The organism is Cobetia sp. 1AS1 (genome assembly GCF_029846435.1).
GTDB classification, from domain to species: domain Bacteria; phylum Pseudomonadota; class Gammaproteobacteria; order Pseudomonadales; family Halomonadaceae; genus Cobetia; species Cobetia amphilecti.
On the sequence record NZ_JARWKU010000009.1, the window covers coordinates 1 to 25,595 of the forward strand.

Consider the following 25,595-nt stretch of genomic DNA (forward strand, 5'->3'; position numbering starts at 1 on the left):
GGAAGTGAAACCGCTTAGCGCCGATGGTAGTGTGGAGTTTCTCCATGTGAGAGTAGGTCATCGTCAGGCACTTATACTGAACCGCCCCTGTAGCCTTGCTACAGGGGCGGTTCTCTTTGTGCGCAGGAAAAATCATAGGCGCGAAGGTCATGCGTGGGATAAGCCATGTGTGACATGTGTGAGTTGTGTGGAAAGGCACGCATAGAGACGTCAGCAGATCCGCTGTGCAGAAAGAAGCTCAAAGGAAGCGCCCCTGTCACTGATGTGGCAGGGGCGTTTTTGCATTCTCGGCGCCTTGGTCGAGCGGGGTAAAGAAGTGATGCGCGGGGTAAAGAAGAGCAAAGCGGTTGTGGAAAACTCAAGATTCGTCAGTGCAGGAGCTATCCATACGAACTCGCGGCAGCTGCTTTCTCTCCAGTGTGCTGTTGGGTGACACGGGTCTCGGAGCCACTGGGCGGCATGCCATGAGCGCTATCGTTGCGAGTCTTGCGAGAGCCGTCTGGTGCGCTTTTGATCAGAAAACTGTCACGAAAAAGCCCTGCCACACAGCGTGTGACAGGGCTTTGAAATGATGAACTTGCGCGATTGTCTTGTGCAATCATCTTGCTCGATTTCAGCGACTACAGAGCAAGGCCTGGAGTGTGTTTCATGACTTGGCGAGCCAGAACCACCAGACAATGGCGGCGATCAGGCCGAACCCTAGCAGATTGATGGCCATGCAGATCATGCTGACGCTCCTTGTGAGGTGGTGGCGGCATTCTCGGGGTTACTCGTTGCGGATCCAGCTGCACTCGGGGGCGTATATCGACGCAGACGATTGGCATTGGTCACGACGGTGATCGAGGACAGGGACATGGCCAGCCCCGCGATGACCGGTGACAGCAACATGCCCGTGAAGGGATAGAGGATGCCTGCGGCAATCGGGATGCCGATCAGGTTGTAGCCGAAGGCCCCCACCAGGTTCTGCTTGATGTTGCGCAGGGTGGCCTGGCTGATCGCGATCGCATCCGCGACCCCGCCCAGCGACGGCTGCATCAACGTGATACCGGCGGTCTCGATGGCAACGTCGGTACCTTCGCCCATCGCGAAACCGACATCGGCCAGCGCCAGCGCCGGGGCATCATTGATGCCATCGCCGACCATTCCCACCACATGACCTTCCTGCTGCAGCCGCGCGATCTCGTCGTGCTTGTCATCCGGTGAGACGCCGGCACGGTAATCATCGATACCGGTCTCGCGCGCCACGGCCGCTGCCGTGTGAGGGTTGTCACCGGTCAGCATGATCACCTTGAGGCCGATGGCATGCAGGCGAGCGATGGCATCGCGGCTATCGTCACGTAGCGGGTCGGCCAGCCCGAAGACGGCGAGCAATTCATCGTCGCGAGCCATCAGGATCAGGGTGCGCGCATTGTCTTCCAGCGCTGTGATCTGCTCGCTGAGAGGGGCTAGGCTGATACCTGCCTCTTCCAGCATGGCAGCGTTGCCCATGCGCCAGGTGCGCCCTGCATCGTCCTGGGCCTGAATGCCGCGTCCGCTGATGGTCTGGTAGTCATGGAAGGCCTTGCTGCGCGAGGCTTCGGGACGTCTGGCTTCGATATGTGCCAGCAGTGCCGCGGCCAGCGGGTGCTCGGAGCCCCTCTCCAGTGCATGTGCTGCATCCAGTACGGCTTCCTCGTCTTCCCCTTCGAGGAGCGAGACCTCGGTGACCTCCGGCTTGCCGCGTGTCAGGGTGCCGGTCTTGTCGACCACCAGCGCGGTCAAGCGACTGGCGGTCTGCAGTGCCTCACCGCTGCGTACCAGCACGCCATGTTCCGCCGCCTTGCCGACCCCGATCATGGTCGAGATCGGCGTCGCCAGGCCCAGCGCACACGGGCAGGCGATGACGAGTACCGCCGTCGCGACCACCAGCATATGCACGCCGGTCGGCGCAGGTCCGAAGTTGAACCATACCAGCGCCGCGACGATGGCGATGATCATCACGCTGGGCACGAATACGCCGGAAATGGTGTCAGCCAGCCGGCCGATCGGCGGGCGCGAATTCTGCGCCTGACGCACCTGGCTGATGATGCGGCCCAGGCGCGTCTCGCTACCGACGCGCTCGACCTCGAAGACCAGACTGCCACGTGTATTGAGCGTACCGGCGGCTACCTCGTCGCCGATACCGCGTGACACGGGCAGTGGCTCACCGCTGAGCATCGATTCATCGATGTGGCTCTGGCCCTCGATGACCCGGCCATCCACCGGGATGCGCTCACCGGGGCGAATGCGCACCTGGTCCCCGCTGCGGACCTCGTTGATATCGATCTCGCGCTCTTCCCCGTCGCGGATCACGCGGGCCGTGCGGGTCTGCAGATCCAGCAGCGCGCGCAGCGCCTGCTGAGTGCGGCCCCGGGCGCGGACTTCCAGCGCCTGCCCCAGACTGATCAAGCCGATGATCATGGTCGAGGCTTCAAAGTAGAGCCCGCGCGCCGCCGGGGGCACCCTGTCGGGAAACAGCAGCACGCCCATGGAGTAAAGCCATGCCGCCCCGGTACCGAGCGCCACCAACGTATCCATGTTGGCCTGATGGTGCGTGAAGGCCTTCCAAGCGCTGGTGAAGAAGCTGCGTCCTGCCGTGGCGAGCACGCCCAGCACGGCGACGCCGATCGCCAGCCACACCCCGCGCTCGAGCCCCTCGAAGCCGGGATGATGGAAGAACATGCTGATCATCAGAGGGATGCCGATGCCCAGTGACAGCACGCTGTCACGGACACGAGAGTGATATTCCTGATCGGCGTCCTCTTGCTGTTGCTGCTCACCGGCCTGGGCGTCTTCCACCAGGCTCGCCCCGTAGCCGACACCTTCGATGGCCGAGACGATCTCGTCAGGAGTGAGGCGGCTCGTGACCTGGGCGGTGCGCGAGGCGAAGTTGACCTGCGCCTGCTCAACTCCGTCCAGGCCATCCAGTGCCTTCTGGATCGTCGCCACGCAGCTGGCGCAGGTGACGCCGGACAGTGAGAACTCGGTGCTTGCGCTATCGGTTGGCTGGCTCTCAGTCGCTGCCTTGTTTGCAACGGCCGGCGTATCAGCAGCCGGCGCGACTTGAGCTTCATCCTCCTCGGCGGGGGCCTCAAGCGAATAGTCTGTCTCGAGAATGATTCTCTCGAGCAGCCCGCGCGGCAGACAGGTGTCCACGTCGAGAGTGTCTTCTTTCGGCGTGCCAGTGACTTGCGCGGTGTCATCCCAGTGCTGGATGGCCTCGCGCAATCTGGCGACGCACTTCTGGCAGTGCATGCCGTACACCGACAGATCGTGATGAGCGCGTTCCGGCAGGGCTTCCTCCTTGAGGGGGTAGCCGCAGTCGTCTGCGACTTCCTGCAGTGCCGTGGATGACAGCTGGCTGTGCATCAGCAACAGCTCTGCGTCAGGCGCGCCGAGCAACTCGGCCTGCGGGTCCTGCGCCTGCAGAGCACGACGAATCCTGCCGACACAGCCCTGACAATGGATGCCTGGCGCATGCAGAAGGCGTGTCTCGGGAAGTGATGTGGTCATCATGATTGCCCCCCGTCGCGGCGTTTGGAAGTGGAAGCGGTGTCGGGCACGTCCTGCGGAAAGCCTTCGATCAGGCAGCACACGCTGTTGCCGTCCGGCACGCCATCCGGCAGGTCCTGCCAGCAATCCAGCGCATGCTCCATGCGCTCTGCGAGGGATTCCAGCTCACGAATGCGCTCGCGCACTCTCGGCAGGTGCTGTCGCAGCAGGTCACGCACCAGCGGGCACGGCGAGTCGTGCTGGTCCGCCTGCTCGAGAATCTGTTTGATGTCGGCAAGGCTGAAGCCCAGCTGGCGTGCCTGACTGATGAATTTGAGGCGTACCAGCGCCTGCTCATCGAAGCGCTGGTAGTTGTTGACGGGATCACGTCGGGCCGTGATCAGCCCCTGGCGCGTGTAATGGCGAACGGTTTCGGCGGTGACGCCCCCCGCGCGGGCCAGTTCAGCGACTTTCATTGCATCATCTCCTGGTGATCAAGGGTGGCGGAGAGAGCATTCGGCTGCCCTGAAGGTCTGTCGGCAGCCAATGTTCCGTGACTGGTCATCAGTGTAAGACTTATGTGTTGCACATAGGTCAAGCGAGCCGATACATACGAAAAAGCTGATGTTCGACCAATAGGCTAGAGAGGGGAGCAGAGGAGGTTGTCGTGTTTTAAACGCTGGCGACAAGGCACTAAATCGTCGTCAGGTCATGGGCTTAGCAGCACGTGACAGTGCAGACATGAATGAAAGTTCCCTGAATACTAGAAATCTCCCTATTCAAACAAACGTTCGCCCTTGACTTGAACGCACGACTCGCCCAAAACGTAGATGACAGAGCTATGCATCAACGAATGATAACAACAACATGCGGCTCTCCAGCCACCTGCAATGGGACGCCATCCATAATGAAAAACAAGATGAACAAACTCACCCTCGGGGTCGCTCTGGCAACGGTAGCCACGGCTTATGCCGGTGGCGTTCACGCGGGGGCCTTCCAGCTGAACGAGCAGAGTGTCAGTACCCAGGGCACCTCCTTCGCCGGGCGCGCCTCGAATGCCAATGATGCCTCCACCGTGTTCGGCAATCCGGCCGGCATGTCCTTCCTGGATCGTGCCCAGATCACCGGCGGTGTGACCTATCTGGACGTCAATACCGATATTGATGTCGCCAGCGCGAACGATGCACTCGGTCGGCCAGTCTCTGGCGGAGATGACGGTGACATGGTGCCGGGGGCGGCAGTGCCTTCCTTCTATTACGTGCAGCCGATGAATGATCGGGTAGCACTGGGCTTCGGGGTCTACGCGCCCTATGGTGTGATCACCGATTATGGTTCTGATTTCCGCGGCCGTTATTTCGCCAATTACAGTGAAGTCGAGGTGGTCACCGCCCAGCCGACCATCTCCTACCGCATCAATGACAAGTGGGCCATCGGCGCCGGTGTGACCTACAACAGTATCAAGGGTGAGTTGACGTCGAATACTCTCGATGCCGGCGCAGGCGATGGCAAGGTCAAGATCAAGGGCGACGATGCCGCCTGGGGCTACAACGTCGGGGTCATCTTCCAGCCGGTGGAAAGTACCCGTCTCGGTCTGTCCTATCGCTCCAAGGTGGATTACAGCCTGGACGGCGAGGCCAAGTACAACAATGTCTTCACTGGCGCGGGCTTCGCGAATACCGAGCAGGATGCGTCGCTGGACGTGACCCTGCCGGAAAGCATCGACTTCTCCGTGACGCACAAGCTGGATGATCGCTGGACGCTGATGGCGGGCGTGACCTGGGTGCACTGGAGCCGCTTCGACGAGATCGCGGTGGAAGTCGACAACATGAGCGACATCGTCGAGGAGCAGGGCTACGAGGACAGCTGGCAGTACGCGGTCGGTCTGAGCTATCAGCTCAATCCGCAGTGGGTGCTGCGCACCGGCATGGCCTTCGATGACAGCCCGACCGTGGATGAGCATCGCAGCGCGCGTATCCCGTCCGGTGATCGCACCATCTTCTCGCTGGGGGCCGGCTGGACGCCGATGCCGGAGCTGACCATCGACATGGCCTACACCTACCTGTGGGAAGAGACGGCCACCGTCAGCCTGAGCGAGCCCAACCGTGGCACCTATGAAGCCGATTACGAGAATGAAGCGCATGGCTTCGGTCTCGGCGCGACCTATCGCTTCTGAGTACGTCAGCGGCTGAAACGCTGAGCTGGTCTCGGGACAACCGATACAACCGATACAACCGATACAGAAACGCCCGGTCATATGACCGGGCGTTTTCTTGTCGTCCCTGCCGGCTTCATCAGGCAAGGGCGGAACTATCGCCTCAGCGCGAGCATTGGCGAACCGTCACCAGCGTCTGACATGTCGATCAGAAGTCGTAACGCGCCAGGAACATCAGCTGGTCGCGGTCGGCGCTGTACTCGCTGCCGTCTGACTGGCGGCTGTTGTCGAAGCGATACTCGGTGGCCAGCGTCAGGTCCTTGACCCGCCAGGCCGCGCCCAGAATCTGATAGGCGTAGCGTGCTTCGCTGTCGGCGTCCTCCAGGTGATTCAAGCCACCGTAGAGCTCGACACTGTCATCGCCCCAGATGACCTCCTTGAACTTGTAGTTGACCACGAATTCCGCGCCGCGCGCCTTGTCGACGAAATCTTCCGAGGAGTCCAGGGTGCTGCCGGCGATATGGTTGCGATACTCCCCGCCGACGAGGGCGATGTACCAGTTGCCCGGTGACCAGTGACCGCCGAGCAGCCAGGCATCGATATCGCCGTTCTCGCTGTTGCCGCTCTCGTAGTCGCTCAGCTCCGTATGGTGGAAGACCCCGCCCACCGTGAAGTCCTCGTTCGGGTGCCAGTTGAGCGCGGCCTCATAGCTGTAGTCACGCTCATACCCCGAATACTCGGTCTCGGTGGTGAAGACGCCATCCTCGAAGAGTGAGGTCTCGTTGCTGTGCTGGCCATCATGGCCGAGCTGGTAGAGCAGGCCGACAGTGACATCGTCGAAGCCCTTCTTCCAGTAGAGCGAGTTGTCCGGCCGCCCCGTGCCATGCAGGCCGCCGTCACCGCTGCGGCCTTCGAAGGTGCCGGACGCCTCGCCACCATTGATCCAGAACCAGTCGGTGTTGACGGCCACCATGTCGTACCAGGGGCCATACTGCTTGCCGACCGTGAAGCTGCCCCATTTCTCGTGGGCCGCTCCGGCATAGAGCATGCGCTTGTAGTGAGCATCGGTGCCGTCCTTGAACCAGGGATCGAAGCCCCATTCGGCGCGGATGATGGAGCTCCAGCCCTGCTCGAACTGATGCTCGTGGATCAGGCGCACCCGCGAGCCGCCGTTGTAGATATCATCGTGTGCGCCATCCTGGATCACCGCAAACGCCGCCAGGCGGCCACTGAACTCGACGCGGTCGGTATCCGTCTTGTAGACCTCGATGGCCTGGGCCATGGGGCTCATGCTCAGCAGTCCCGTGCCGAGCAGGGCTGCGCCAATCGCGTGACGCAGTCGTGAGTGAGTGTGAAGGGGGATGCTGGCTGTTGTTGTAGGTTGCATCGTCATCCTGTGCATGTCTTTCCATCGGTGTGGGTAATGCCGGAGCATCCTGCTCCGGCCTCGGTCGGGTGCAAGCACCCGGTTGGCAGCCAATGTCGATTCGTGTGAGCGACTCGGCTGCCCTTGCCCGGGGCGAGGCCGGGCGCTCATCGCCACCCTTCAGACAGGCAGTGATGAGGCCCTGCGCCTTTTCTCAGGCAAGGCGGGGTCTTGATGGGCGCTGCAGCGCCCATCAGGCATGTCGTCTTTTCAGGGTGTCAGTGGTGCGTCTGGCCCAGGTCTGGGGCGAAGGCGGCCTGCATCAATTCACGCGTATAATGCTCACGGGGTGCCTCGAAGATGGCGTGGGTACTGCCGCTTTCCACCACCTCGCCTTCCTTCATCACGATGAGATGGTCTGACAGCGCACGCACGACCGCCAGGTCATGGCTGATGAACAGATAGGTCAGGCCATGGCGCGCCTGCAGGTCGCGCAGCAGGTCGATCACCGTGACCTGTACCGAGCGGTCCAGCGCCGAGGTCGGCTCGTCCAGCAGCAGGAATTCCGGTTTGAGCACCAGGGCGCGGGCGATGGCGATGCGCTGGCGCTGACCGCCGGAGAACTCATGCGGATAGCGATTGCGCATGCCGGGGTCGAGGCTGGCCTCGCTCAGGGCGTCGCAGACCCGCGCATCGCGCTGGGCGCGATTGAGCTCGGGGTGGTGCACGCGCAGGCCTTCGCTGATGATCTCGCCCACGGTCAGGCGCGGTGACAGGGAGCCGAAGGGGTCCTGGAAGACGACCTGCATGCGCGAGCGCAAGGGGCGCATGCCTGACTTGTCCAGCGGCATGATATCGACGCCATCGAAGCTGATCTGGCCCTGGCTCTTGAGCAGGCGCAGCAGGGCGCGCCCCAGCGTCGACTTGCCGGAGCCGGACTCGCCGACGATGCCGATGGTCTGGCCGCGTCGCACCTCGAGATCGATGCCGCGCACCGCCTCGAAGGCGACCTTGGGGCCGAACAGCGGACGCTTGATGGTGAAGCTGACACGCACATCGCGCGCCGACAGCAGCACTGGCGCATCTGCGGCCACCGGGGCCTTCTCGCCGGCCGGTTCGGCATCGATCAGCATGCGGGTGTAGGCGTGCTGCGGGCTCTCGAAGACGTCGTGGGTGGCGCCGGTTTCCAGCAGCTCGCCGTGACGCATCACGCAGACGCGGTCCGCGAAGTGGCGCACGATGCTCAGGTCGTGGGTGATGAACAGGATTGCCATGCCGTAGCGCTGCTGCAGCGACTTGAGCAGCCGCAGGATCTGCGCCTGCACCGTGACATCCAGCGCGGTGGTCGGCTCATCGGCGATCAGCAGGTCCGGCTCGCAGGCCAGCGCGATGGCGATCATCACGCGCTGACGCTGGCCACCGGACAGCTCGTGGGGATAGCTGTCGATACGTCGCGCCGGCTCCGGAATGCCGACCTGCTCGAGCAGTTCCAGCGCCTTGTGGCGAGCCGCGCGGCCCTTGAGGTCACGATGCAGTGCCAGTACCTCGATGATCTGGCGCCCGATGCGGTGCAGCGGATTGAGCGAGGTCATCGGCTCCTGGAAGACGGTAGCGATGCGATTGCCGCGCAGCTCGCGCATGCGCCGCGTCGAGGCACTCAGCAGGTCTTCGCCGCGCAGGCGGATGGCGCCCTTGATCTCGGCGAGTTCCGGCAGCAGGCGCAGGATGGCGGTGGACGTGACCGACTTGCCGGAGCCGGACTCGCCGACCAGCGCCAGCGTCTCGCCCTTGTTGAGAGTGAAGCTGACGCCCTTGACGGCGGGTACCGCGCCGTCCGGCAGCTGGAAGTCGACCTTGAGGTCATCGATCTCCATCAGCGGTGGCGTGCCCGGCGCCTCGGTCGCCAGCCCCAGGCGGGTCAGGGTGTCGGCGCGGGCCTGGTCGGCGGAGTTGCGTGCTGGCGGCAGGCTGGAGGAGGTGCCGGAGGTAGAGGGTGAAGAAGTCATGATCAGCGCTCCGGTTCAGCGAGTCTTGGGGTCGAGGGCATCACGCAGCCCATCGCCGAGGAAGTTGAGGCAGAACAGGGTCGCGGCGAGGAAGGCCGAGGGCACCAGCAGCATCCAGGGGGCGGTCTCCATCATGTCCTTGCCTTCGGAAATCAACACGCCCCATGAGGTCAGCGGTTCCTGCACGCCGAGGCCGAGGAACGACAGGAAGCTTTCCAGCAGGATGACCTTGGGTACCGTCAGCGTGACGTAGACGATCACTGGGCCCAGCGCGTTCGGAATCAGGTGACGAGTCACGACCTGCAGGTCACGAACGCCGAGTGCATGCGCCGCCTCGACGAATTCGCGCTTCTTGAGCGCCAAGACCTGGCCGCGCACGATGCGCGACATGTCCAGCCACTCCACCGCGCCGATGGCGGCGTAGATCAGGAAGATGTTGCGACCGAACACCACCATCAGCAGGATCACCAGGAACATGAACGGCAGCGAATACATGATGTCGACGAAGCGCATCATCAGGTTGTCGGTGCGTCCGCCGAAGTAGCCGGAGACGGCGCCGTAGAGCACGCCGATCACCAGGCTGACGAAGGTGGCGACCAGCGCCACCGACAGCGAGATCTGGCCGCCATGCAGGGTGCGGGTCAGCAGGTCGCGGCCGTTGACGTCGGTGCCGAAGACGTGGCCGGAGGCCAGGTCCGGGCCGGTGCCGATGGCGTTCCAGTCGACCTCGTCGAGTTCGAAGGGCGTCAGCCACGGGCCGATCAGGCAGGCCAGCACGATGACGGCCATCACCACCAGGCTGCACATGGCAGCGCGGTTCTGCTTGAGACGACGCCAGGCGTCGCGGGTCAGGCTGTCGCCTGCCGGTGCTGCAGGGGGCTGGCCGTCGAAGGCACTGGCACCGCCGGTGCCGTGGGGAGCGGGAGTTGTCTGTGACATGTCAGGGCCTCGGGTCAGTCGTCGTAGCGGATCTGCGGGTCGAGCATGCTGTAGAGCAGGTCGACGATCAGGTTGAGCAGCAGGATCAAGGCGCCATAGAAGACCACCGTGCCCATCACCAGGGTGTAGTCACGATTGAGCGCACCCTGCACGAAATAGCGCCCGATGCCGGGAATGCCGAAGATCTGCTCGATCACCACCGAGCCGGTGATGATGCCGGCGATGGCCGGGCCGAGGTAGGAGACCACCGGCAGCATCGCCGGTCGCAATGCATGGCGCAGAATCACCTTCCACTCGCTCAGCCCCTTGGCGCGGGCGGTGCGGATGTAGTGGCTGCCGAGCACCTCGATCATGCTGGCGCGCATCATGCGGGCGATGTAGGCGATCTGCTGGATGGAGAGCGCCACCACCGGCAGCAGCAGGTTCTGCCAGGCGCCGCCGTTCCAGCCGCCGGCCGGCAGCCAGCCGAGCAGCACGCCGAACACCAGCGCCAGCAGCGGGGCGATCACGAAATTGGGCACCGCGATCCCCGCCAGCGCAGTACTCATCACCACGTAATCCGCCGTCGAGTTGCGCCGGATGGCCGCGATCACCCCCAGCGGCACCCCGATCAGCAGCGCGGCCAGAATCGCCCACATGCCCAGCTCCAGACTGGCCGGGAAGCCCTGGCTGATCAGCTCGCTGACATCGAAGTCCTTGTACTTGAAGGACGGGCCGAGATCGCCCTGCACCAGATCACCCAGATAGCGCAGATACTGCATCGGCAATGGCTCATCCAGGTGATAGGCCGCGCGCAGGTTCTGCTCGATTTCCGGGGGCAGACGGCGCTCGCCATCGAAGGGGCCGCCCGGGGCGACTCGCATCAGGAAGAACGACAGGGTGATCACGATCAGCAGGGTGGGAATCGCCTGCAGCAACCGTTTGAGGGTGTAGCTCAGCATCCAGTGCTCCGTCCGGGCCGCTGCCCGGGTATGTCGTTGTTATTGGTGACTGTCGTCTGTCAGTGCGAGGTATCGAGCTGCAGATAGCGACTCGGGTGCACGTCCAGCGCATTGGGCGCCCAGCCGCTGATGGCGGGATCGACAAGACTGGAGGTGACATAGTCGTAGAGCGGCAGCACCACATCGTTGTCGAGCAGATACTGCTCGGCGTCGTGGAGCTGGCGCTGGCGGGTGCCGACGTCTCCTTCACGTGCCGCCGCCTCGATCAGCGCATCGTAGGTCGGCGAGCTGAGCCCGGGCGCGTTGGAGGTGTTGTCGCTGCTGAAGGCGTTCAGGAAGTCGTAGGCATCGGCGATGGTGGCGATCATGCCGTAACGGCCGACCTCGAAATCGCCCAGCGCCAGATCGCGGTAATGCACCGCGGCCTCGGTATTGGTCAGCGTCACCTTCACGCCCAGCGGTTTCCACATCGCCCCCAGGGCCACGGCGATCTTCTTGTGGTCTTCCAGGGTGTTGTAGCGCAGCGTCAGCTCAAGCGGGGTATCCGGGCCGTAGCCCGCGTCTGCCATCAGCTCACGCGCCTTCGCCATGCGTCGGTCCATCGACCAGTCAGCGAAGTCGAAGCGCGCGCCCTGATGCTCACCCAATGCCTTCGGCACGAAGTGCCAGGAGGGAATCTGGCCCATGCCGAGAATGCGCTCGGTGATCACCTCACGGCGCGTGGCCAGATTCAGCGCGCGACGAATGCGCTGGTCGGCCACCGGCGAGCCCTCGCGCAGATTGAAGACATAGAAGTACTCGCCGAGGATCGGGTAGGTCTGCAGGGCAGCGGCCAGATTGTCCTGGATCCAGGTGTAATGGCTGGCGGGTACGCCGTAGGCGATCTCGACCTCGCCGGCGCGGAAGCGATTGAGCGCGGCATGACTCTCCTCGATGGGCAGGTAGACCACCTCATCGAGCGCGACCGTGTCCGCCGCGTGATAGCGCGGATTGGGCGTCAGGCGAATCTCGGCCTGGGGCGACCAGGTCTTGAGCACGAAGGCGCCCGAGGTGGCCATGTTGGCCGGCCGCGTCCAGTCAGCGCCCTTGGCCGCGATCACATGGCGTGGCAGCGGGGCGGCTTCGCTCATCGCCAGCGTCTGCTCCAGCGTCGCCGAGGGGTGACTGAGGGTGATGGTGAGCGTCTGCGCGTCGGGCGCGGTCACGCCAAGCTTCTCCGGCGCCAGCGCACCGGTATTCACCGCGCGGGCATTGACGATCGGGTAGTAGAGCGTGGCGTTGTGGGCCGCGGTGGCGGGAGTCAGCAGGCGGCGCAGCGCGAAGACGGCATCCTCGGCGGTCAGCGGCGTGCCGTCTGACCATTCGAGCCCCTCGCGCAGATGGAAGGTCCAGGTCAGCCCATCGGCGGACGACTCCCAGTGTTCCGCCAGTCCGGGCACCAGCTTGCCATCGGCGGAGTAGGCGATCAGCGGTTCGAATAGATCACGTGTGATGCGCGTCTCCCAGGTACCGCTGGTCTGTTGTGGGTCCAGTGACGCCGGTTCGGCGCCATTGGCGATGCGCAATACCTGCGAAGCGTCAGAGGAGTGTTCTTGAGAGGCACCTGCGACACTTGCCGCACCGGTCCCCTCGCTCGCGGCCATGATTCTGGGCGCGACGACGGTCGGGACAATGCACAGAGTCGTCAGCAGCAGGCGAGACAAGTGACGCTGCCAGCGACGTGCAGGTACACGAAGTCCAGCGCCCGATGGGCGCTTGAAATGAGATGAGAGATGCATGCGGCGTGCTCCTTGTCGCCACCCCGGGGCGGGGTGACGACGTGTCTTGGCCATTCCCTGGCGGACTGACGCTCTGTGCCGCTGATGCCTGCCTTCGGCCGCTGTGGTCGAAGGCGGGTATCAGCGCCTCGGGAGAGCGTCGACGATCGGCATCACTCGGAGAACGAGACCCAGCGCGAGCGGTGAGTATCCTCGATGTTGTTCTTCCAGCCGCTGAGCTTGGGGTTCACCAGATTGCGCGACACGTAGTAGTAGATCGGCAGCACGGCGTAGTCATCCAGCGCCTTGCGCTCGGCGTCCTGCATCAGCGCCTCGCGATCCTCCATGTCGAGCGTATTGGCGGCCTTGTGCATGTCGTCATCCAGCGCACTGTTGGAATAGGCGCCGTAGTTGTTGGGCACGCCGCTTTCCAGCAGGTTGAGGAAGTTCTGGGCGTCGTTGTAGTCGCCGATCCAGCCGGCGCGGCCGACATCGAACTTGCCCTGGCGCATGTCCTCGTAGTGCACCGCGACTTCGGCGTTCAGCAGATTGACCTTCACGCCCAGCGGCTTCCACATCGCGGCGGCGGCGATGGCCACCTTCTTGTGGTCTTCGCTGGTGTTGTAGCGCAGGGTCAGCTCCAGCGGATTGTCCGGGCCGTAGCCAGCCTCTTCCATCAGGGACCTGGCCTTCTGCATGCGCTCATCCATCGACATGTCCTTGAAGGGCATCTCCTGGATGTCGTAATGGTTCACGCCGGTGGGCACGAAACTGTAGGCCGGCACTTCACCGGTGCCGAGAATCTTGTCGGTGATGACCTTGCGGCGGATGGAGAGGTTGAGCGCCTCGCGCACGCGCGGGTCTGCGGTGGCATGGCCATCGCGTGAGTTGAGCACGTAGTAGTAGATGCCCAGGTAGGGCGCGACGTGGGTGGCGTCCGGCAGGTTGTCCTTCAGCCAGCCGTATTGCTGGGTCGGGAATTCACGCGCGATGTCGATCTCGCCGGCGCGAAAGCGCTTCAGGGCGCTGTTGCGCTCCTCGATGGGGTAGTAGATCACCTCATCCAGCGCGACCTCCCTGGCATCGTGGAACTCAGGATTCTTGAGCGCGACGATGCGGGTCTGCGGCTGCCACTCGCTCAGCTCGAAGGCACCGTTGGAGACCATCTTGCCGGGGTCGGTCCAGTCCTTGCCGTACTTCTCCACCACATGTTTCGGCAGCGGGTAGGCGGTGTAGTGCGACAGCTGATCCAGGAAGTAGGGCGTCGGGCGCTCGAGGGTGATCTCGAGAGTATGATCATCCACGGCACGCACGCCGAGGGTGTCCGGCTCGGCCTCGCCGCTGTTGATGGCCTTGGCGTTCTTGATCGGATACAGGATGTAGGCGTAATCCGAGGCATTTTCCGGCGTCATGATGCGCTTGAGCGCGTACACGAAGTCCTCGGCGGTCACCGGCTCACCGTCTGACCACTTGCCGTTCTCGCGCAGCGTGAAGGTATAGGTCTTGCCATCGTCGGAAATCTGCCACGACTCGGCCGCGCCGGGGATGCGCTCGCCATCGGCGGCTTCGGTGACCAGGCCCTCGAAGAGGTCGCCCACCACGTCATTTTCCCAGGTGCCGGAGATCTGCTGCGGGTCCAGCGAGGCCGGTTCACCCATGATCGCCAGCTTGAGCGTGTCGGCCATGATGCCCTGGGAGGCAACGATGCCCCCGGCCAGCAGCAGAGAACCTGCCAGGCGTTTGAGCGCGAAGCGTCCGGGGAGCGCCGGGGTGTGAGAGGGGGAGTACAGTCGTGCCATGATAGGGAGGCTCGCTATTGTTGTTAGGGGTAATACGAGTGTCGCCTTCTACCATCGAATCTTTTCCTGCCGGCTGTCCATGTTAAAAAATGGATGGCTTATGCATGCATTCGATAAACGTCATGCAAGGCGTGGAAACTCGGGCCATTCGGGGCTGACGGGCCTTTGAATGACTTTGGTCGTATTCGTCGCCTGCCCGCTGATGGGCGGCATGCCTGGCAGCCGAGAGCCGTCGCTTGCCCGCTGGCCACGGATGATGGGCCGGGCATGGTCGCCACGCCGGGAAATGGCTACAATATCGGGCTTTGCGCGCTGTCGATCTGCACATCCACCCTCGGGTGGCATGTGGCGGAGCCCGTCGCTTGCGACAGGATCGCCGCGCACCCATTCACGCATCATCGCCTCAAGACAGGACGACCATGCAAGAGATCAATCCGATCACCAACCTCATCAAGGACCTGTCCGAAAGGGCAGAAGTCCTGAGGGGGTACCTTTGACTATGCCGAAAAGCAGGATCGGCTAGAGGAAGTCACACGCGAGCTCGAGAATCCGGATGTCTGGAATGACCCGGACTACGCGCAGAAGCTCGGCAAGGAACGTGCGTCGCTGGAGCTGGTCGTCAAGACCCTCGACGACATGAGCAACGGTCTGTCCGACTGCTCCGACCTGCTGGAAATGGCGGTCGAGGAAGAAGACGAAGGCACCGTGGACGAAGTCGTCCGCGAGCTGGACCAGCTCAAGGCCAGTCTCGAGAAGCTCGAGTTCCGCCGCATGTTCTCGGGTGAGATGGACGCCAACAACGCCTACCTCGACATCCAGGCAGGCTCTGGCGGTACCGAAGCGCAGGATTGGGGCAACATGTTGCTGCGCATGTACCTGCGCTGGGCCGAGCATCACGGTTTCAAGACCGAGATCGTCGAGGCGAGCGCCGGTGAAGTCGCCGGCATCAAGTCCGCGACCATCCACGTCGAGGGTGATTACGCCTTCGGTTGGCTGCGTACCGAACTTGGCGTGCATCGTCTGGTCCGCAAGAGTCCCTTCGACTCCGGCGGCCGTCGTCACACCTCGTTCGCGTCCGTGTTCGTGTCGCCGGAAATCGATGACAACATCGAGATCGACATCAATCCGGCCGACCTGCGCACCGATACCTATCGCTCCTCCGGCGCCGGTGGTCAGCACGTCAACACCACCGACTCCGCGGTACGTATCACCCACGTGCCGACAGGCATCGTGGCGGCCTGCCAGACCGAGCGTAGCCAGCACTCCAACCGTGACCGCGCCATGAAGATGCTGAAGGCGCGTATCTACGAAGCCGAGATGCAGAAGCGCAACGCCGCCAAGCAGGAACTCGAGGACTCCAAGTCCGATATCGGCTGGGGCAGCCAGATCCGCTCCTACGTCCTCGATGACCAGCGCATCAAGGACCTGCGGACCAGCGTCCAGTCGAGCAACTGTGACAAGGTGCTCGACGGCGACCTCGATGACTTCATCGTCGCCAGCCTCAAGATGGGGCTCTGAGCGCGAGTACCCTCGCGGCCCAGCGCCTATTCGCCTCCGCCGGTCTCGCCGGCGGAGGCCACGAATCCCCGTATCGCGGTCAGCCCTGATGGTCACAATCGTCAGGCTGATCATGATCTGTCGTGGCCCAGGCCATGACCCTTTGACACGAGACAGGCCCCTCCATGTCGACAGAGCAGACCCCCGCCATTGATGAGCAGCAGGCCGCCGAACAGGCTCAGGAAGAGAACCGCCTGATCGCCGAACGTCGCGCCAAGCTGAACGCCCGCCGCGAGCAGGCCGCCGCCGAAGGCAAGAGTGCCTTCCCGAATGATTTCCGTCGTGACAGCCTCGCCGCTGACCTGATGGAAGAGCTGGGCGAGAAGGACAAGGCCGAGCTGGAGACGCTGGACCGCAAGGCCGCCGTCGCCGGGCGTATCATGCGCAAACGTGGCCCCTTCATCGTGCTGCAGGAAGTCTCCGGCCAGATTCAGCTCTACGTCGACAAGAAGGGCCTGCCGGAAGCGCTGCTCGAGGACATCAAGAGCTGGGATATCGGTGACATCGTCGGTGCCAGTGGCCCGGTGCACAAATCCGGCAAGGGCGATCTGTACGTCATGATCGAAAGCGCCCAGCTGATGACCAAGAACCTGCGTCCGCTGCCGGACAAGTTCCACGGTCTGTCCGATCAGGAAATGCGCTATCGCCAGCGTTATGTCGACCTGATCATGAACGAGCAGTCTCGCCGCACCTTCGCGCTGCGTGCCGGCATCGTCGCCTCCATCCGTCGCTTCCTCAGCGATCGTGGCTTCATGGAAGTCGAGACGCCGATGCTGCAGCAGATTCCGGGTGGCGCGACCGCACGTCCGTTCATCACGCACCACAATGCGCTGGACATGGAAATGTACCTGCGCATCGCGCCGGAGCTGTACCTCAAGCGCCTGGTGGTGGGTGGCTTCGAGCGCGTGTTCGAGATCAACCGCAACTTCCGCAACGAAGGGCTGTCGACGCGTCACAACCCCGAGTTCACCATGCTCGAGTTCTACTGGGCCTACGCGGACTACCGTGACCTGATCGCGCTCACCGAAGACATGATCCGCACCGCGGCCCAGGAAGTGCTCGGCACCACGCAGATCACCTGTCAGGGCAGCGAGTACGACCTGAGCCAGCCGTTCATCCAGATGACCATGCGCGAGTCGATCATCAAGTACGGCGATGGCATCACCGAGGCCGACCTGGCCGATTACGACGCCGCGCGCGCCACGGCCGAGCGTCTCGGTATCCAGGTCAAGCCGATCTGGGGGCTGGGCAAGCTCGAGACCGAGATCTTCGAGGAAGTCGCCGAGCACCGTCTCGACCAGCCGACCTTCATCACCGAATATCCGGCCGAAGTCAGCCCGCTGGCGCGTCGCAACGATGCCAACCCGCACGTGACCGATCGTTTCGAGTTCTTCGTCGGTGGCCGCGAGATCGCCAATGGCTTCTCGGAGCTCAACGACGCCGAAGACCAGGCCGAGCGCTTCCAGGCCCAGGTGGCCGAGAAGGACGCCGGTGATGACGAAGCCATGTTCTACGACGCCGACTACGTGCGCGCGCTGGAATACGGCATGCCGCCGACCGCCGGTGAAGGCATTGGCATCGACCGTCTGGTGATGCTGCTGACCGACAGTGCCTCCATCCGCGACGTGCTGCTGTTCCCGGCGATGCGTCCGCAGCAGGGCTGAGCCGCCGGCCGCCAGCCCGTCCTCATGGCGCATCATGACGGGCCATCGTGACGGGCCACGCTGAGGGCACCCACAACGCCTCCGATCCCTGATCGGGGGCGTTGTGGTCTCTGGCTCACACGAATGACTGACGACGAGTGCCTCGCGGGGCATGATCGGTGCCGATGAGGCAAGGTGGCGCTTGGCTTTGTTGCCCGCGAGCGGCCATAATGGTCGGCGTCCAGTCTGCTGGCGCCCTGGCACTGCCAGGGTGACGCGCTGGATGCCTCGAGGCTCACCCGTATCGCGTGCCTGCTTTATGAGCGGCTCTGCCATCCACGGTGTGTCCTGTCTCGGAATTGTCCCTGAATGTCCTGGAGAGTGCAGAATGAAGCTGCTTAACCGTTCCGCCCTGAGCGTCAAGCCGACCCAGGCGTTTGTCGACTGGATCAACTCGCTGGAATCCGAAGGTGAGGGAGGCGAGGATCTGGCGCTGGAGGATGTCAATCAGGAGAGCACCGTCTACCTGATTCCCGAGATGGACACGCGTGAGGCGCTGGATGGCTTCGTCTCCGAGCGCTGGCTGGACGTGCTGGAAAGCGAGCTGCGCGCCTGGGAAGAAGACACCCGCCATTGGCCGGAGCCGATGGACAAGGCACTCTTCGAGCGCTTCCTGACCGTCGAGCACAGCTATCTGGCGGTCGACCTGGACGACGAGGCGCCGCTGGAAGTCAGCGAAGTCGATGACGAGCTGCTGGCCGATCTTGACTGAATCTCCGGTGTGATCGCGCCGATTGGCCGATTGTCAGACGCGTGATGGCCGCCGTCGCCGCACTTTCCGCGAGAGCTGTCAGCAAGCGCCGTCAGCAATGACTGTCAGTGATGGCGACAGGCGCTACAATGGCCTCGGGCAAAATGCCCGAGGCCATTTGCGTTGTGGCGATCGCATCGTCACCCTCAATTTTCCGCATGTCCGTCGTGCGGCTTCCCCCCTTCAAGGAGATTGCGCATGAGCATCCAGACCCAGATAGACACCAAGCTCGCGACGCTTGACCCGTTGATGGTCGAAGTCGTCAACGAGAGCCATATGCATAGCGTGCCGGCCAACTCCGAGACCCACTTCAAGGTCACCCTGGTCAGCGATCGCTTCAGCGGCCTGTCGCGGGTCAAGCGTCACCAGCAGCTGTATGCCTTGCTCAGCGAAGAGCTGGATGGCCCGGTGCACGCACTGGCACTGCACCTGTACACCGAGCAGGAGTGGGCGGCACGCGGTGGCGAGATTCCGGATTCCCCCAACTGTCTGGGCGGCGGCAAGCACTGACCATGACCCCTGAACCGCAACGCCTGCAATATCTGGACGCGATGGGACTGACCGCCTGGGTCGGTCGCTATCAGCTGCCCAATGCCTTGCCCACCCAAGCGTGTGACTGGCCCGAGCCGCAAGCGGCGGAGGCGGTCGCGCCTCAGGCGCGCCTGCATGCGCTGATCGATGAGGCGCCGCATCCGCCTGCTGCCCACCAGACGGCGGATGCCAGCCATGGCTCCTCTGCTCAGGGTGGCGGCATGGCCGGCAGCGCTTCACCACGCCCGGCAGGGCCTTCTCCGGCCTCGAGTGCACGCGCCTTGCTGGGCATGGCGCCGGCGGCGGTCGAAGCCCCCGCTGCGGCTGCCTCGCCGGCGCCCGGCGCTGCCGAGACCAGCAGCACCGCCTCGTGGGGGACGCCGCCGACGCAGGTCTCGGCCGAGGCTCCGGCAGCAGATGAGGCAGTGACGCCGCCAGCGGCAGACAAGCCGCCACTGCGCTTCAGCGTTCAGTTGGCGGCGCTGGAAGGGCGCTGGTTGATCATGCTGCCCGGTGACGAGGCACCGCATCTGGAAGGGGAAGCCTTGCTCAAGGCGTTGTGGCGCGCCGCCGGCATCGAGGTGGCATCAGGGCTCACCTTCAGCCACTTCCGCTGGCCGCTGTTGCCCAACCTCAAGGCCAGTTCGCCACTCGAAGAAGCCCGCGAAGGATTGCATGCCTTCCTGAGTGGCCCGGCGCGGCGCGGCTGGCAGCCGGAGCGGCTGTTGATCTTCGGCAGCGATGAGGCCAGCGAGACGCTGCGCGAGGTGCTTGGCATCACCGCTTCCGAGCGCGGCGAGGCGACCTCCAGTCTGCTGAACCTGCCGGTCTGGCAGGGGCCGGAATTGTCGGCGCTGGCGCGCTCCAGTGAGGCCAAGCGCAAGCTGTGGCCGCTGTTGATCCGCTGGGGGCGCGAGTGGCAGTCGGCCTCGCCGCAGACGGACGCCTCATGAGCGAGTCAGCTGCCTGGCGCCTCGAGCTGCGTGAGCTGGCCGATGATCAAGCGACCCTGACGGCGCTTGAGGCCATCGAGGCCAGCCAGGCACACGGCCTGAGCCAGTCACAGCTGGTCGATGTGCTCAACGATGACGCGCGCTGCGTGCTGGGCGCCTGGTGGCAGGCCTGTGAGTCGCCGACCGCAGAGCTGATCGGCTTCGTGGTGCTGGCGCGCGGGCCCTTCGAGGCCGAGATCGAGGCGATCACCGTACACGCCGCGCAGCGCGGGCAGGGCGTAGGTGCACGCCTTTTGGCCGCCGCCATCGCGCAGGCGCGTGACTGGCAACGTGACTCGGGGCTTGAGCGCCTGCTGCTGGAGGTGCGCGCCAGCAATGCCGCCGCCGCTGCCCTCTATGCGAAGGCCGGCTTTACTCGGGATGGAGTGCGCAAGGGCTACTATCCGCTGGCGGATGGCGGGCGAGAAGATGCCTGGCTCATGTCGCTGCCGCTGGTGTGACCCTGGCCCTTCTGTCTTGGTCTCCGGCATCGCTCTGGTGCTGGTGCCGACACGAAAACGCCGCCGACAGTCTCCTGTTGGCGGCGTTTCCATGAGGCCCTGTTCATGAACTCTTGTTCAAGCGCTCCTGTTCAAGAGCCATTGTTCAAGAGTGCATGTTCACGCGGCCCAGCGCGCAGGACGCGCGGGAGCATCAGGCGCTCTGGGTTTCGCTCTCGGTCTCGCTGAAGCGTGCGACCAGCGCTTCCAGACGCTGTGCCCACTGGTCACGCTCTTCCTGCAGTTGAGCGTTGGTCTGGCGCAGCTGCTCCAGCTCTTCGCCCTGACCTGTCTTGGCTTCGGTCAGGCGCTGGTTCTCTTCCTTCAGCTCTTCGACTTCCATCTTCAGCATCTCGATGCTGTCGATGGCCTGGCCGACTTTCTGCTCAAGTTGGGTAAAGAGTTCGGTGCTCATGCTATCTCCTTGTCGAGTCACGGTCGTGGCCCGAGGGGGTTCGTTGAGGGCGGTAAAGGTATGCGGTAAATGCTGGTGCGATGAATATCGGCCATGTCGGGAATCCTTGCCGGATGGCGCAGCGATACCCGCCTGCAGGCAGACTACGACGCCGCCTGAGTCGACACAAGTGGGAAGGTGGCTCAGGCGGGCGGATGGCGCCGATACAGGCGGCCATGACTGTCGCCGGCACGGCTTTCCCGGTGCAGCTGCCAGTTGGCGGGCACCACGGGGTCGAGGCCGGATTCCACTTCCAGATAGATCATGGCGTCATCGCTCAGCCAGCCATGCGCTTCGAGCAGTGCGCAGCTCGCGGCGGCCAGCTCGAGCCGGAAGGGAGGGTCGAGCAGCACCAGGTCCATGCCCCCCGCGGCGGGTGTGGCCGTCTCGAGCCAGTGCAGGACATCGCCGGTCACCACCTGTGTTGGCAGGCTGTCGCCGTTGGCGAGGGTCGCGAGATTGCTCTCGAGCGCACGCGCGACGCGGCTGTCGCGTTCCACGAAGGTGACATGCGCCGCCTCACGCGATAGTGCCTCGAGACCCAGTGCGCCACTGCCGGCATAGAGGTCAAGCACGCGGGCGCCGCCGACATGAAAGCCCAGCCAGTTGTAGAGCGTCTCACGCACGCGGTCGGGTGTCGGGCGCAGGCCCGGTGCGTCGATCACGTTGAGCAGGCGGCGCTTGAAGCGCCCGCCGATGATGCGCAGGCGACCTGGCCCGCCGGCGGCCTGGCCACGCTTGCCGCTCTGCTTGTCAGCGCGCGAGGGCGCGTTGGATTTGCCCCGTGCGGGGCCTTGGGAGGATGCGCGTTTTTTCATGCCGCGAGTCTAGCATGTGCGACGCCGGATGCCGCGCGGTGCGTACCTTCAGCCCCGAAGGGATGGTAGGATGACGCCACTTTCACGAGTTCAGGACTGTCTCGCCATGTTCGGTTTTTTCAAGCGCAAGAAACACAAGGCTCAGGAGCAGAAAGCCTCCGAGCAGCAGGCCCTCGAGCAACAGGCTCTTGAACAGACACAAGACGCCACGCCCCACGAGCAAGCCGATGCCGAGCAGGCAGCGCGGCTCGAGGCGAAGCGTCTCGAGGCCGAGAAGGTAGAGGCAGAGCGCCTTGCCGGTGAAGAGGCCGCTCGGCTCGAGGCTCAGAAGGCCGAAGAGCAGCAGGCCGAGGCTCAGAAGCTCGAAGAGCAGAAGGCCGAAGCTGAAGCCGAGCGCCGCGCCTCTGAGCAGGCGGCTGCCGACCAGGCCGCCAGGGCCGAAGCCGAGCGCATCGCCCAGGAACGCGCAGCGCAGGAGCAGGCCGCTCAGGAACAGGCCGCCCGAGACGAAGCGGAGCGCATCGCCCAGGAGCAGGCCGCTGCAGAACGCGTCGCCGCCGAAAAGGCCGCCCGGGAAGAGGCGGAACGTCTGGCTGCCGAGCAGGCCGCCCAGGCAGAGGCCGAGCGCATCGCTGCCGAACAGGCCGCTCAGGCCCGTGCGGAAGAAGCCGCCAGTGAAGCGCGTGCCGAAGAGGCGCGTATCGCGGCTCGCGAGGAAGAAGAGCGTCAGGCCGCCGCGCAGCTGGCCGCCATCGAGGCCGAAGAGCAGGCCGCGCTGGAACAGGCTCGCCAGGAAGAAGAGGCACGTGCCGCCGAGGCTGCCGCCGCTGGCGCAGACGCCGTGGTCGAGGATGACGCTGCGCGTGATACGGCCCGCGATGGTCGGGAAAAGCCGCGTCGTGGCTTCTTCGCGCGCATCAAGGCCGGTCTTGGCAAGACACGCGCCAATCTGACCGAGGGCGTCGCCAGCCTGTTCCTGGGCAAGAAGCAGATCGATGATGAGCTGATGGAAGACCTCGAGACCCAGCTGCTGATGGCAGACGTGGGCATCGAGGCGACCACCGAGATCATCGACAACCTGACCGCGCGTATCTCGCGCAAGGAATTGAAGGAGCCGCAGGCGCTCTACGAAGCGCTGCAGGAAGAGCTGCGCGTGATGCTGGCACCGGTCGCCAAGGACCTGGAGCTGCCGCCCAAGGGTAGCGGTCCCTTCGTGATCCTGATGATCGGCGTCAACGGCGTCGGCAAGACCACCACCATCGGCAAGCTGGCCAAGCGCTATCAGAGCCAGGGCCGCAGCGTGATGCTGGCGGCGGGCGATACCTTCCGCGCCGCGGCGGTGGAGCAGCTCAAGGTGTGGGGCGAGCGCAACAAGGTGCCGGTCATCGCTCAGCATACCGGCGCCGACAGTGCCTCGGTCATCTATGACGCCCTGGAAGCCGCCAAGGCGCGTAACGTCGATATCCTGATCGCCGATACCGCGGGCCGCCTGCACAACAAGAGTCACCTGATGGAAGAGCTCAAGAAGGTGCAGCGCGTGATGGCCAAGCTGGATGTGTCCGCGCCCCACGAGGTGATGCTGGTGCTGGATGCCGGTACCGGCCAGAACGCGCTGTCACAGGCCTCCACCTTCCATGAAGCGGTCAACATCACTGGCCTGACGCTGACCAAGCTGGATGGAACCGCCAAGGGCGGCATCATCTTCGCGCTGGCCAAGCAGCTCAATCTGCCGATCCGCTATATCGGTGTCGGGGAAGGTGTCGATGACCTGCGTCCCTTCGCGGCTGATGACTTCGTCAGTGCCCTGTTTGCACGTGCTGGCGATGAGGCAAGCGAAGAGGCCAACGCCGAGTCGCGCGAGGCATGATTGCCTTCGAGCATGTCGGCAAGCGCTATGGAGGGCGCTTCGATGCACTGGCCGGGCTCGACTTCAGGGTCGAGCGTGGCGAGATGGTCTTTCTGACAGGCCATTCCGGTGCCGGCAAGAGCTCGTTGCTCAAGCTGATCATGCTCCTCGAGCGCCCCTCGCGGGGGCGCATTCTGGTGGCGGGGCATGATATCGGGCGGCTGCATACCTCCCAGGTGCCATATTACCGCCGCCAGATCGGCGTGGTCTTCCAAGACCACCAGCTGCTGACCGACCGCAACATCTTCCACAACGTGGCCCTGCCGCTGATGATCCAGGGGGTCCCGCCGCGTGAACAGGCGCGGCGGGTGCGGGCGGCGCTCGACAAGGTCGGCCTTCTGCATCGTGAGAAGGCGCTGCCGATCGAGCTGTCCGGTGGTGAGCAGCAGCGCGTCGGCATCGCGCGCGCCGTGGTCAACAAGCCCGCGCTGCTGCTGGCCGATGAGCCGACCGGCAATCTGGACCCGGCACTGTCCGCCGATATCATGCGTCTGTTCGAGGACTTCAATCGCATCGGTACCACGGTGATGATTGCCAGTCACGATCTGGCGCTGATCGCCCGCCTGCACCATCGCACGCTGGAGCTGTCCGATGGTCGTCTGATCGCCGACAAGGATGCCCGATGAGCCCCCCGCGTTCCCGCAACGATTCCCCCTCTACTTCACGCGAGCGTGGCCAGCTCCGCGCCGAGACGCGTACCCGCAAGGCCGCCGCGCAGGCGCCTGAATCACCGGAGGCCGCCGAGCGTGCGGCGCGCAAGGGTGCGCGCTCCAGTCGTGTCTCGGTCGAGAGCCGCTATCGCAGCTGGCTGCGTCATCACGCTGCCATGGCGCGCGACAGCGCACGCCGCCTGCTGGTCGCGCCCATCGCCAGCCTGCTGACCATGCTGGCCATCGCCATCGCACTGACGTTGCCGGCGGCGCTGTGGCTGGCACTGGACAGCGCGCGCCTGCTCGACAATGAACTCAATGACAGCGCCCAGCTCACCCTCTATCTCGAGACCTCGGTCGACGAGAGCCAGGCGCTGACGCTGTCGGACTCGCTGCGCGACGCTGCCGGTGTCGGGGGAGTGCGTCTGATCACCGCCGCCGAGGGCATGCAGGAATTCGCCCAGGCGCTGGACCTCAAGCGCTCGCTGAGTCTGCTGGATGACAACCCCTTGCCGGCCAGTATCGTCATCACGCCGCTGGACACCACGCCGGAGTCCGTTCGCGCCCTGGCCACGCGCCTCGAGGGCGAGCCGGGTGTCGCCAGCGCACGTCTGGATCTGGCCTGGCTCGAGCGTCTGCGCCAATTGGGTGAGCTGGGTCAGAAAGTGACGCTGGGACTCGCGTTACTCTTCGGGCTGGGCGTGTTGCTGGTGGTGGGCAATACCATCCGCCTGTCCGTGGAGAGTCGCCGCCAGGAAATCGAGGTCGTGACGCTGATCGGGGCGACCCACGCCTTCGTGCGGCGTCCCTTCCTCTACAGCGGTGCCTGGTACGGTCTGGGAGGAGGGCTGCTGGCCTGCGGAATCCTGGCGCTTGGCGGCAACTGGCTGGCGGCACCCGTGACGGCCCTTGTACAAAGTTATGGCGGCAACTATGTGTTGCCCGCACTGGGCGTTGCAGGGGGTGCCACGCTGCTGTTTTCGAGTACAATATTGGGCTGGATAGGGGCCTGGATCGCGGTCGGACGTCATCTGGCGAGTATTTCTCCGCGTTGATTCCGATTATTTTTCGCGGTTTTCAGCCAGTATTTCTGCCCAGGAAGGTCAAAAGTTACGTTCCGACAACATTCATGTCGGGCGTCAGTGAAGGGGGGTGGTGGGGGGTTAAACGCACCACACACCCGACAGCGTTACGAAGTGCTACTCGTCATGACAATTGTACACGTCATGTACAGCTATTGACGGGAACCTGTCCCACCCTTCA

General features: G+C 64.0%; 20 protein-coding genes. 10 read left to right on the forward strand and 10 right to left on the reverse strand.

Translation table 11 applies throughout. From position 1 onward, the window contains the following. Positions 1–723 precede the first annotated feature (723 nt). Both QD280_RS13750 and QD280_RS13755 read right to left on the reverse strand, forming a co-directional pair. The gene (locus QD280_RS13750; protein ID WP_347881973.1) at positions 724–3,534 is read right to left on the reverse strand and encodes a heavy metal translocating P-type ATPase; all 2,811 of its coding nucleotides are present in this window, start codon (positions 3,532–3,534) and stop codon (positions 724–726) included. Continuing rightward, positions 3,531–3,986 (reverse strand): MerR family DNA-binding protein, encoded by a 456-nt coding sequence (locus tag QD280_RS13755; RefSeq protein ID WP_192839191.1) that lies wholly within the window; start codon positions 3,984–3,986, stop codon positions 3,531–3,533. Before QD280_RS13755 ends, QD280_RS13750 begins: the two co-directional genes overlap by 4 nt. 443 nt (positions 3,987–4,429) lie before the next feature. Between QD280_RS13755 and QD280_RS13760 the strand changes: the two genes are divergently transcribed. Then, positions 4,430–5,683 carry an outer membrane protein transport protein gene (locus tag QD280_RS13760; RefSeq protein ID WP_279839710.1) on the forward strand — a complete coding sequence of 418 codons (1,254 nt, stop codon included), beginning with the start codon at positions 4,430–4,432 and terminating at the stop codon, positions 5,681–5,683. Positions 5,684–5,870: 187 nt separating this feature from the next. Here the strand turns inward: QD280_RS13760 and QD280_RS13765 are convergent, their stop codons facing one another. From QD280_RS13765 to QD280_RS13790, 6 genes are all read right to left on the reverse strand, one after another. Beyond that, positions 5,871–6,953: a porin gene (locus QD280_RS13765; protein ID WP_192839189.1), complete on the reverse strand. Its 1,083-nt coding sequence runs from the start codon at positions 6,951–6,953 to the stop codon at positions 5,871–5,873. 353 nt (positions 6,954–7,306) lie between these two features. Then, positions 7,307–8,902, reverse strand: a complete 1,596-nt coding sequence (locus QD280_RS13770) for an ABC transporter ATP-binding protein (RefSeq protein ID WP_279839817.1) — start codon at positions 8,900–8,902, stop codon at positions 7,307–7,309. Positions 8,903–9,049: 147 nt separating this feature from the next. After that, on the reverse strand, positions 9,050–9,973 hold the full coding sequence (locus QD280_RS13775; RefSeq protein WP_107335886.1) for an ABC transporter permease subunit: 924 nt from the start codon (positions 9,971–9,973) through the stop codon (positions 9,050–9,052). 14 nt (positions 9,974–9,987) lie between these two features. Then, entirely contained in the window at positions 9,988–10,914 is a 927-nt protein-coding gene (oppB, locus tag QD280_RS13780; RefSeq protein ID WP_043337152.1) for an oligopeptide ABC transporter permease OppB, read from the reverse strand. A 59-nt stretch (positions 10,915–10,973) separates the two neighbouring features. Continuing rightward, on the reverse strand, positions 10,974–12,692 hold the full coding sequence (locus QD280_RS13785; protein WP_279839713.1) for a peptide ABC transporter substrate-binding protein: 1,719 nt from the start codon (positions 12,690–12,692) through the stop codon (positions 10,974–10,976). A 152-nt stretch (positions 12,693–12,844) separates the two neighbouring features. Further along, positions 12,845–14,470, reverse strand: a complete 1,626-nt coding sequence (locus tag QD280_RS13790; protein WP_279839715.1) for a peptide ABC transporter substrate-binding protein — start codon at positions 14,468–14,470, stop codon at positions 12,845–12,847. Positions 14,471–14,889: 419 nt separating this feature from the next. Here QD280_RS13790 and prfB point away from each other — a divergent pair. The 6 genes from prfB to QD280_RS13820 all read left to right on the forward strand — a co-directional run bounded on the left by prfB (position 14,890) and on the right by QD280_RS13820 (position 20,465). After that, positions 14,890–15,988, forward strand: a protein-coding gene (prfB, locus tag QD280_RS13795) for a peptide chain release factor 2 (RefSeq protein ID WP_107335890.1) whose coding sequence is annotated in 2 segments (ribosomal slippage) — positions 14,890–14,964 and positions 14,966–15,988 — 1,098 coding nt in all. Because the reading frame shifts where the segments join, the coding sequence is not laid out codon by codon here. Positions 15,989–16,152: 164 nt separating this feature from the next. Then, positions 16,153–17,691: a lysine--tRNA ligase gene (gene lysS, locus QD280_RS13800; protein ID WP_054556548.1), complete on the forward strand. Its 1,539-nt coding sequence runs from the start codon at positions 16,153–16,155 to the stop codon at positions 17,689–17,691. A 367-nt stretch (positions 17,692–18,058) separates the two neighbouring features. Further along, positions 18,059–18,442 (forward strand): hypothetical protein, encoded by a 384-nt coding sequence (locus QD280_RS13805; protein ID WP_043336300.1) that lies wholly within the window; start codon positions 18,059–18,061, stop codon positions 18,440–18,442. A 237-nt stretch (positions 18,443–18,679) separates the two neighbouring features. Then, entirely contained in the window at positions 18,680–18,991 is a 312-nt protein-coding gene (locus QD280_RS13810; RefSeq protein WP_279839718.1) for a BolA/IbaG family iron-sulfur metabolism protein, read from the forward strand. A gap of 2 nt (positions 18,992–18,993) precedes the next feature. After that, complete coding sequence (locus tag QD280_RS13815; protein WP_279839720.1) at positions 18,994–19,965, forward strand: hypothetical protein; 972 nt, start codon at positions 18,994–18,996, stop codon at positions 19,963–19,965. Next, positions 19,962–20,465, forward strand: coding sequence for a GNAT family N-acetyltransferase (locus tag QD280_RS13820; protein WP_279834584.1), 504 nt, complete (start codon positions 19,962–19,964; stop codon positions 20,463–20,465). Before QD280_RS13815 ends, QD280_RS13820 begins: the two co-directional genes overlap by 4 nt. Positions 20,466–20,658: 193 nt before the next feature. On the opposite strand, the gene QD280_RS13825 is transcribed toward QD280_RS13820, so the two are convergent. Next, positions 20,659–20,919 carry a cell division protein ZapB gene (locus QD280_RS13825; protein ID WP_054556544.1) on the reverse strand — a complete coding sequence of 87 codons (261 nt, stop codon included), beginning with the start codon at positions 20,917–20,919 and terminating at the stop codon, positions 20,659–20,661. Between the two features lie 182 nt (positions 20,920–21,101). Further along, positions 21,102–21,776, reverse strand: a complete 675-nt coding sequence (gene rsmD / locus QD280_RS13830) for a 16S rRNA (guanine(966)-N(2))-methyltransferase RsmD (RefSeq protein WP_279839723.1) — start codon at positions 21,774–21,776, stop codon at positions 21,102–21,104. Positions 21,777–21,882: 106 nt separating this feature from the next. Between rsmD and ftsY the strand changes: the two genes are divergently transcribed. Genes ftsY through ftsX form a run of 3 tightly spaced genes read left to right on the forward strand, consistent with a single transcriptional unit; the run spans position 21,883 to position 25,387 of the window. Then, positions 21,883–23,643: a signal recognition particle-docking protein FtsY gene (ftsY, locus tag QD280_RS13835; RefSeq protein ID WP_279839725.1), complete on the forward strand. Its 1,761-nt coding sequence runs from the start codon at positions 21,883–21,885 to the stop codon at positions 23,641–23,643. Next, positions 23,640–24,308, forward strand: a complete 669-nt coding sequence (gene ftsE / locus QD280_RS13840) for a cell division ATP-binding protein FtsE (RefSeq protein WP_043336289.1) — start codon at positions 23,640–23,642, stop codon at positions 24,306–24,308. Before ftsY ends, ftsE begins: the two co-directional genes overlap by 4 nt. Further along, positions 24,305–25,387 (forward strand): permease-like cell division protein FtsX, encoded by a 1,083-nt coding sequence (gene ftsX / locus QD280_RS13845; RefSeq protein ID WP_279839727.1) that lies wholly within the window; start codon positions 24,305–24,307, stop codon positions 25,385–25,387. The genes ftsE and ftsX overlap by 4 nt, the downstream gene beginning before the upstream one ends. The last annotated feature ends 208 nt before the right edge of the window (positions 25,388–25,595 follow it).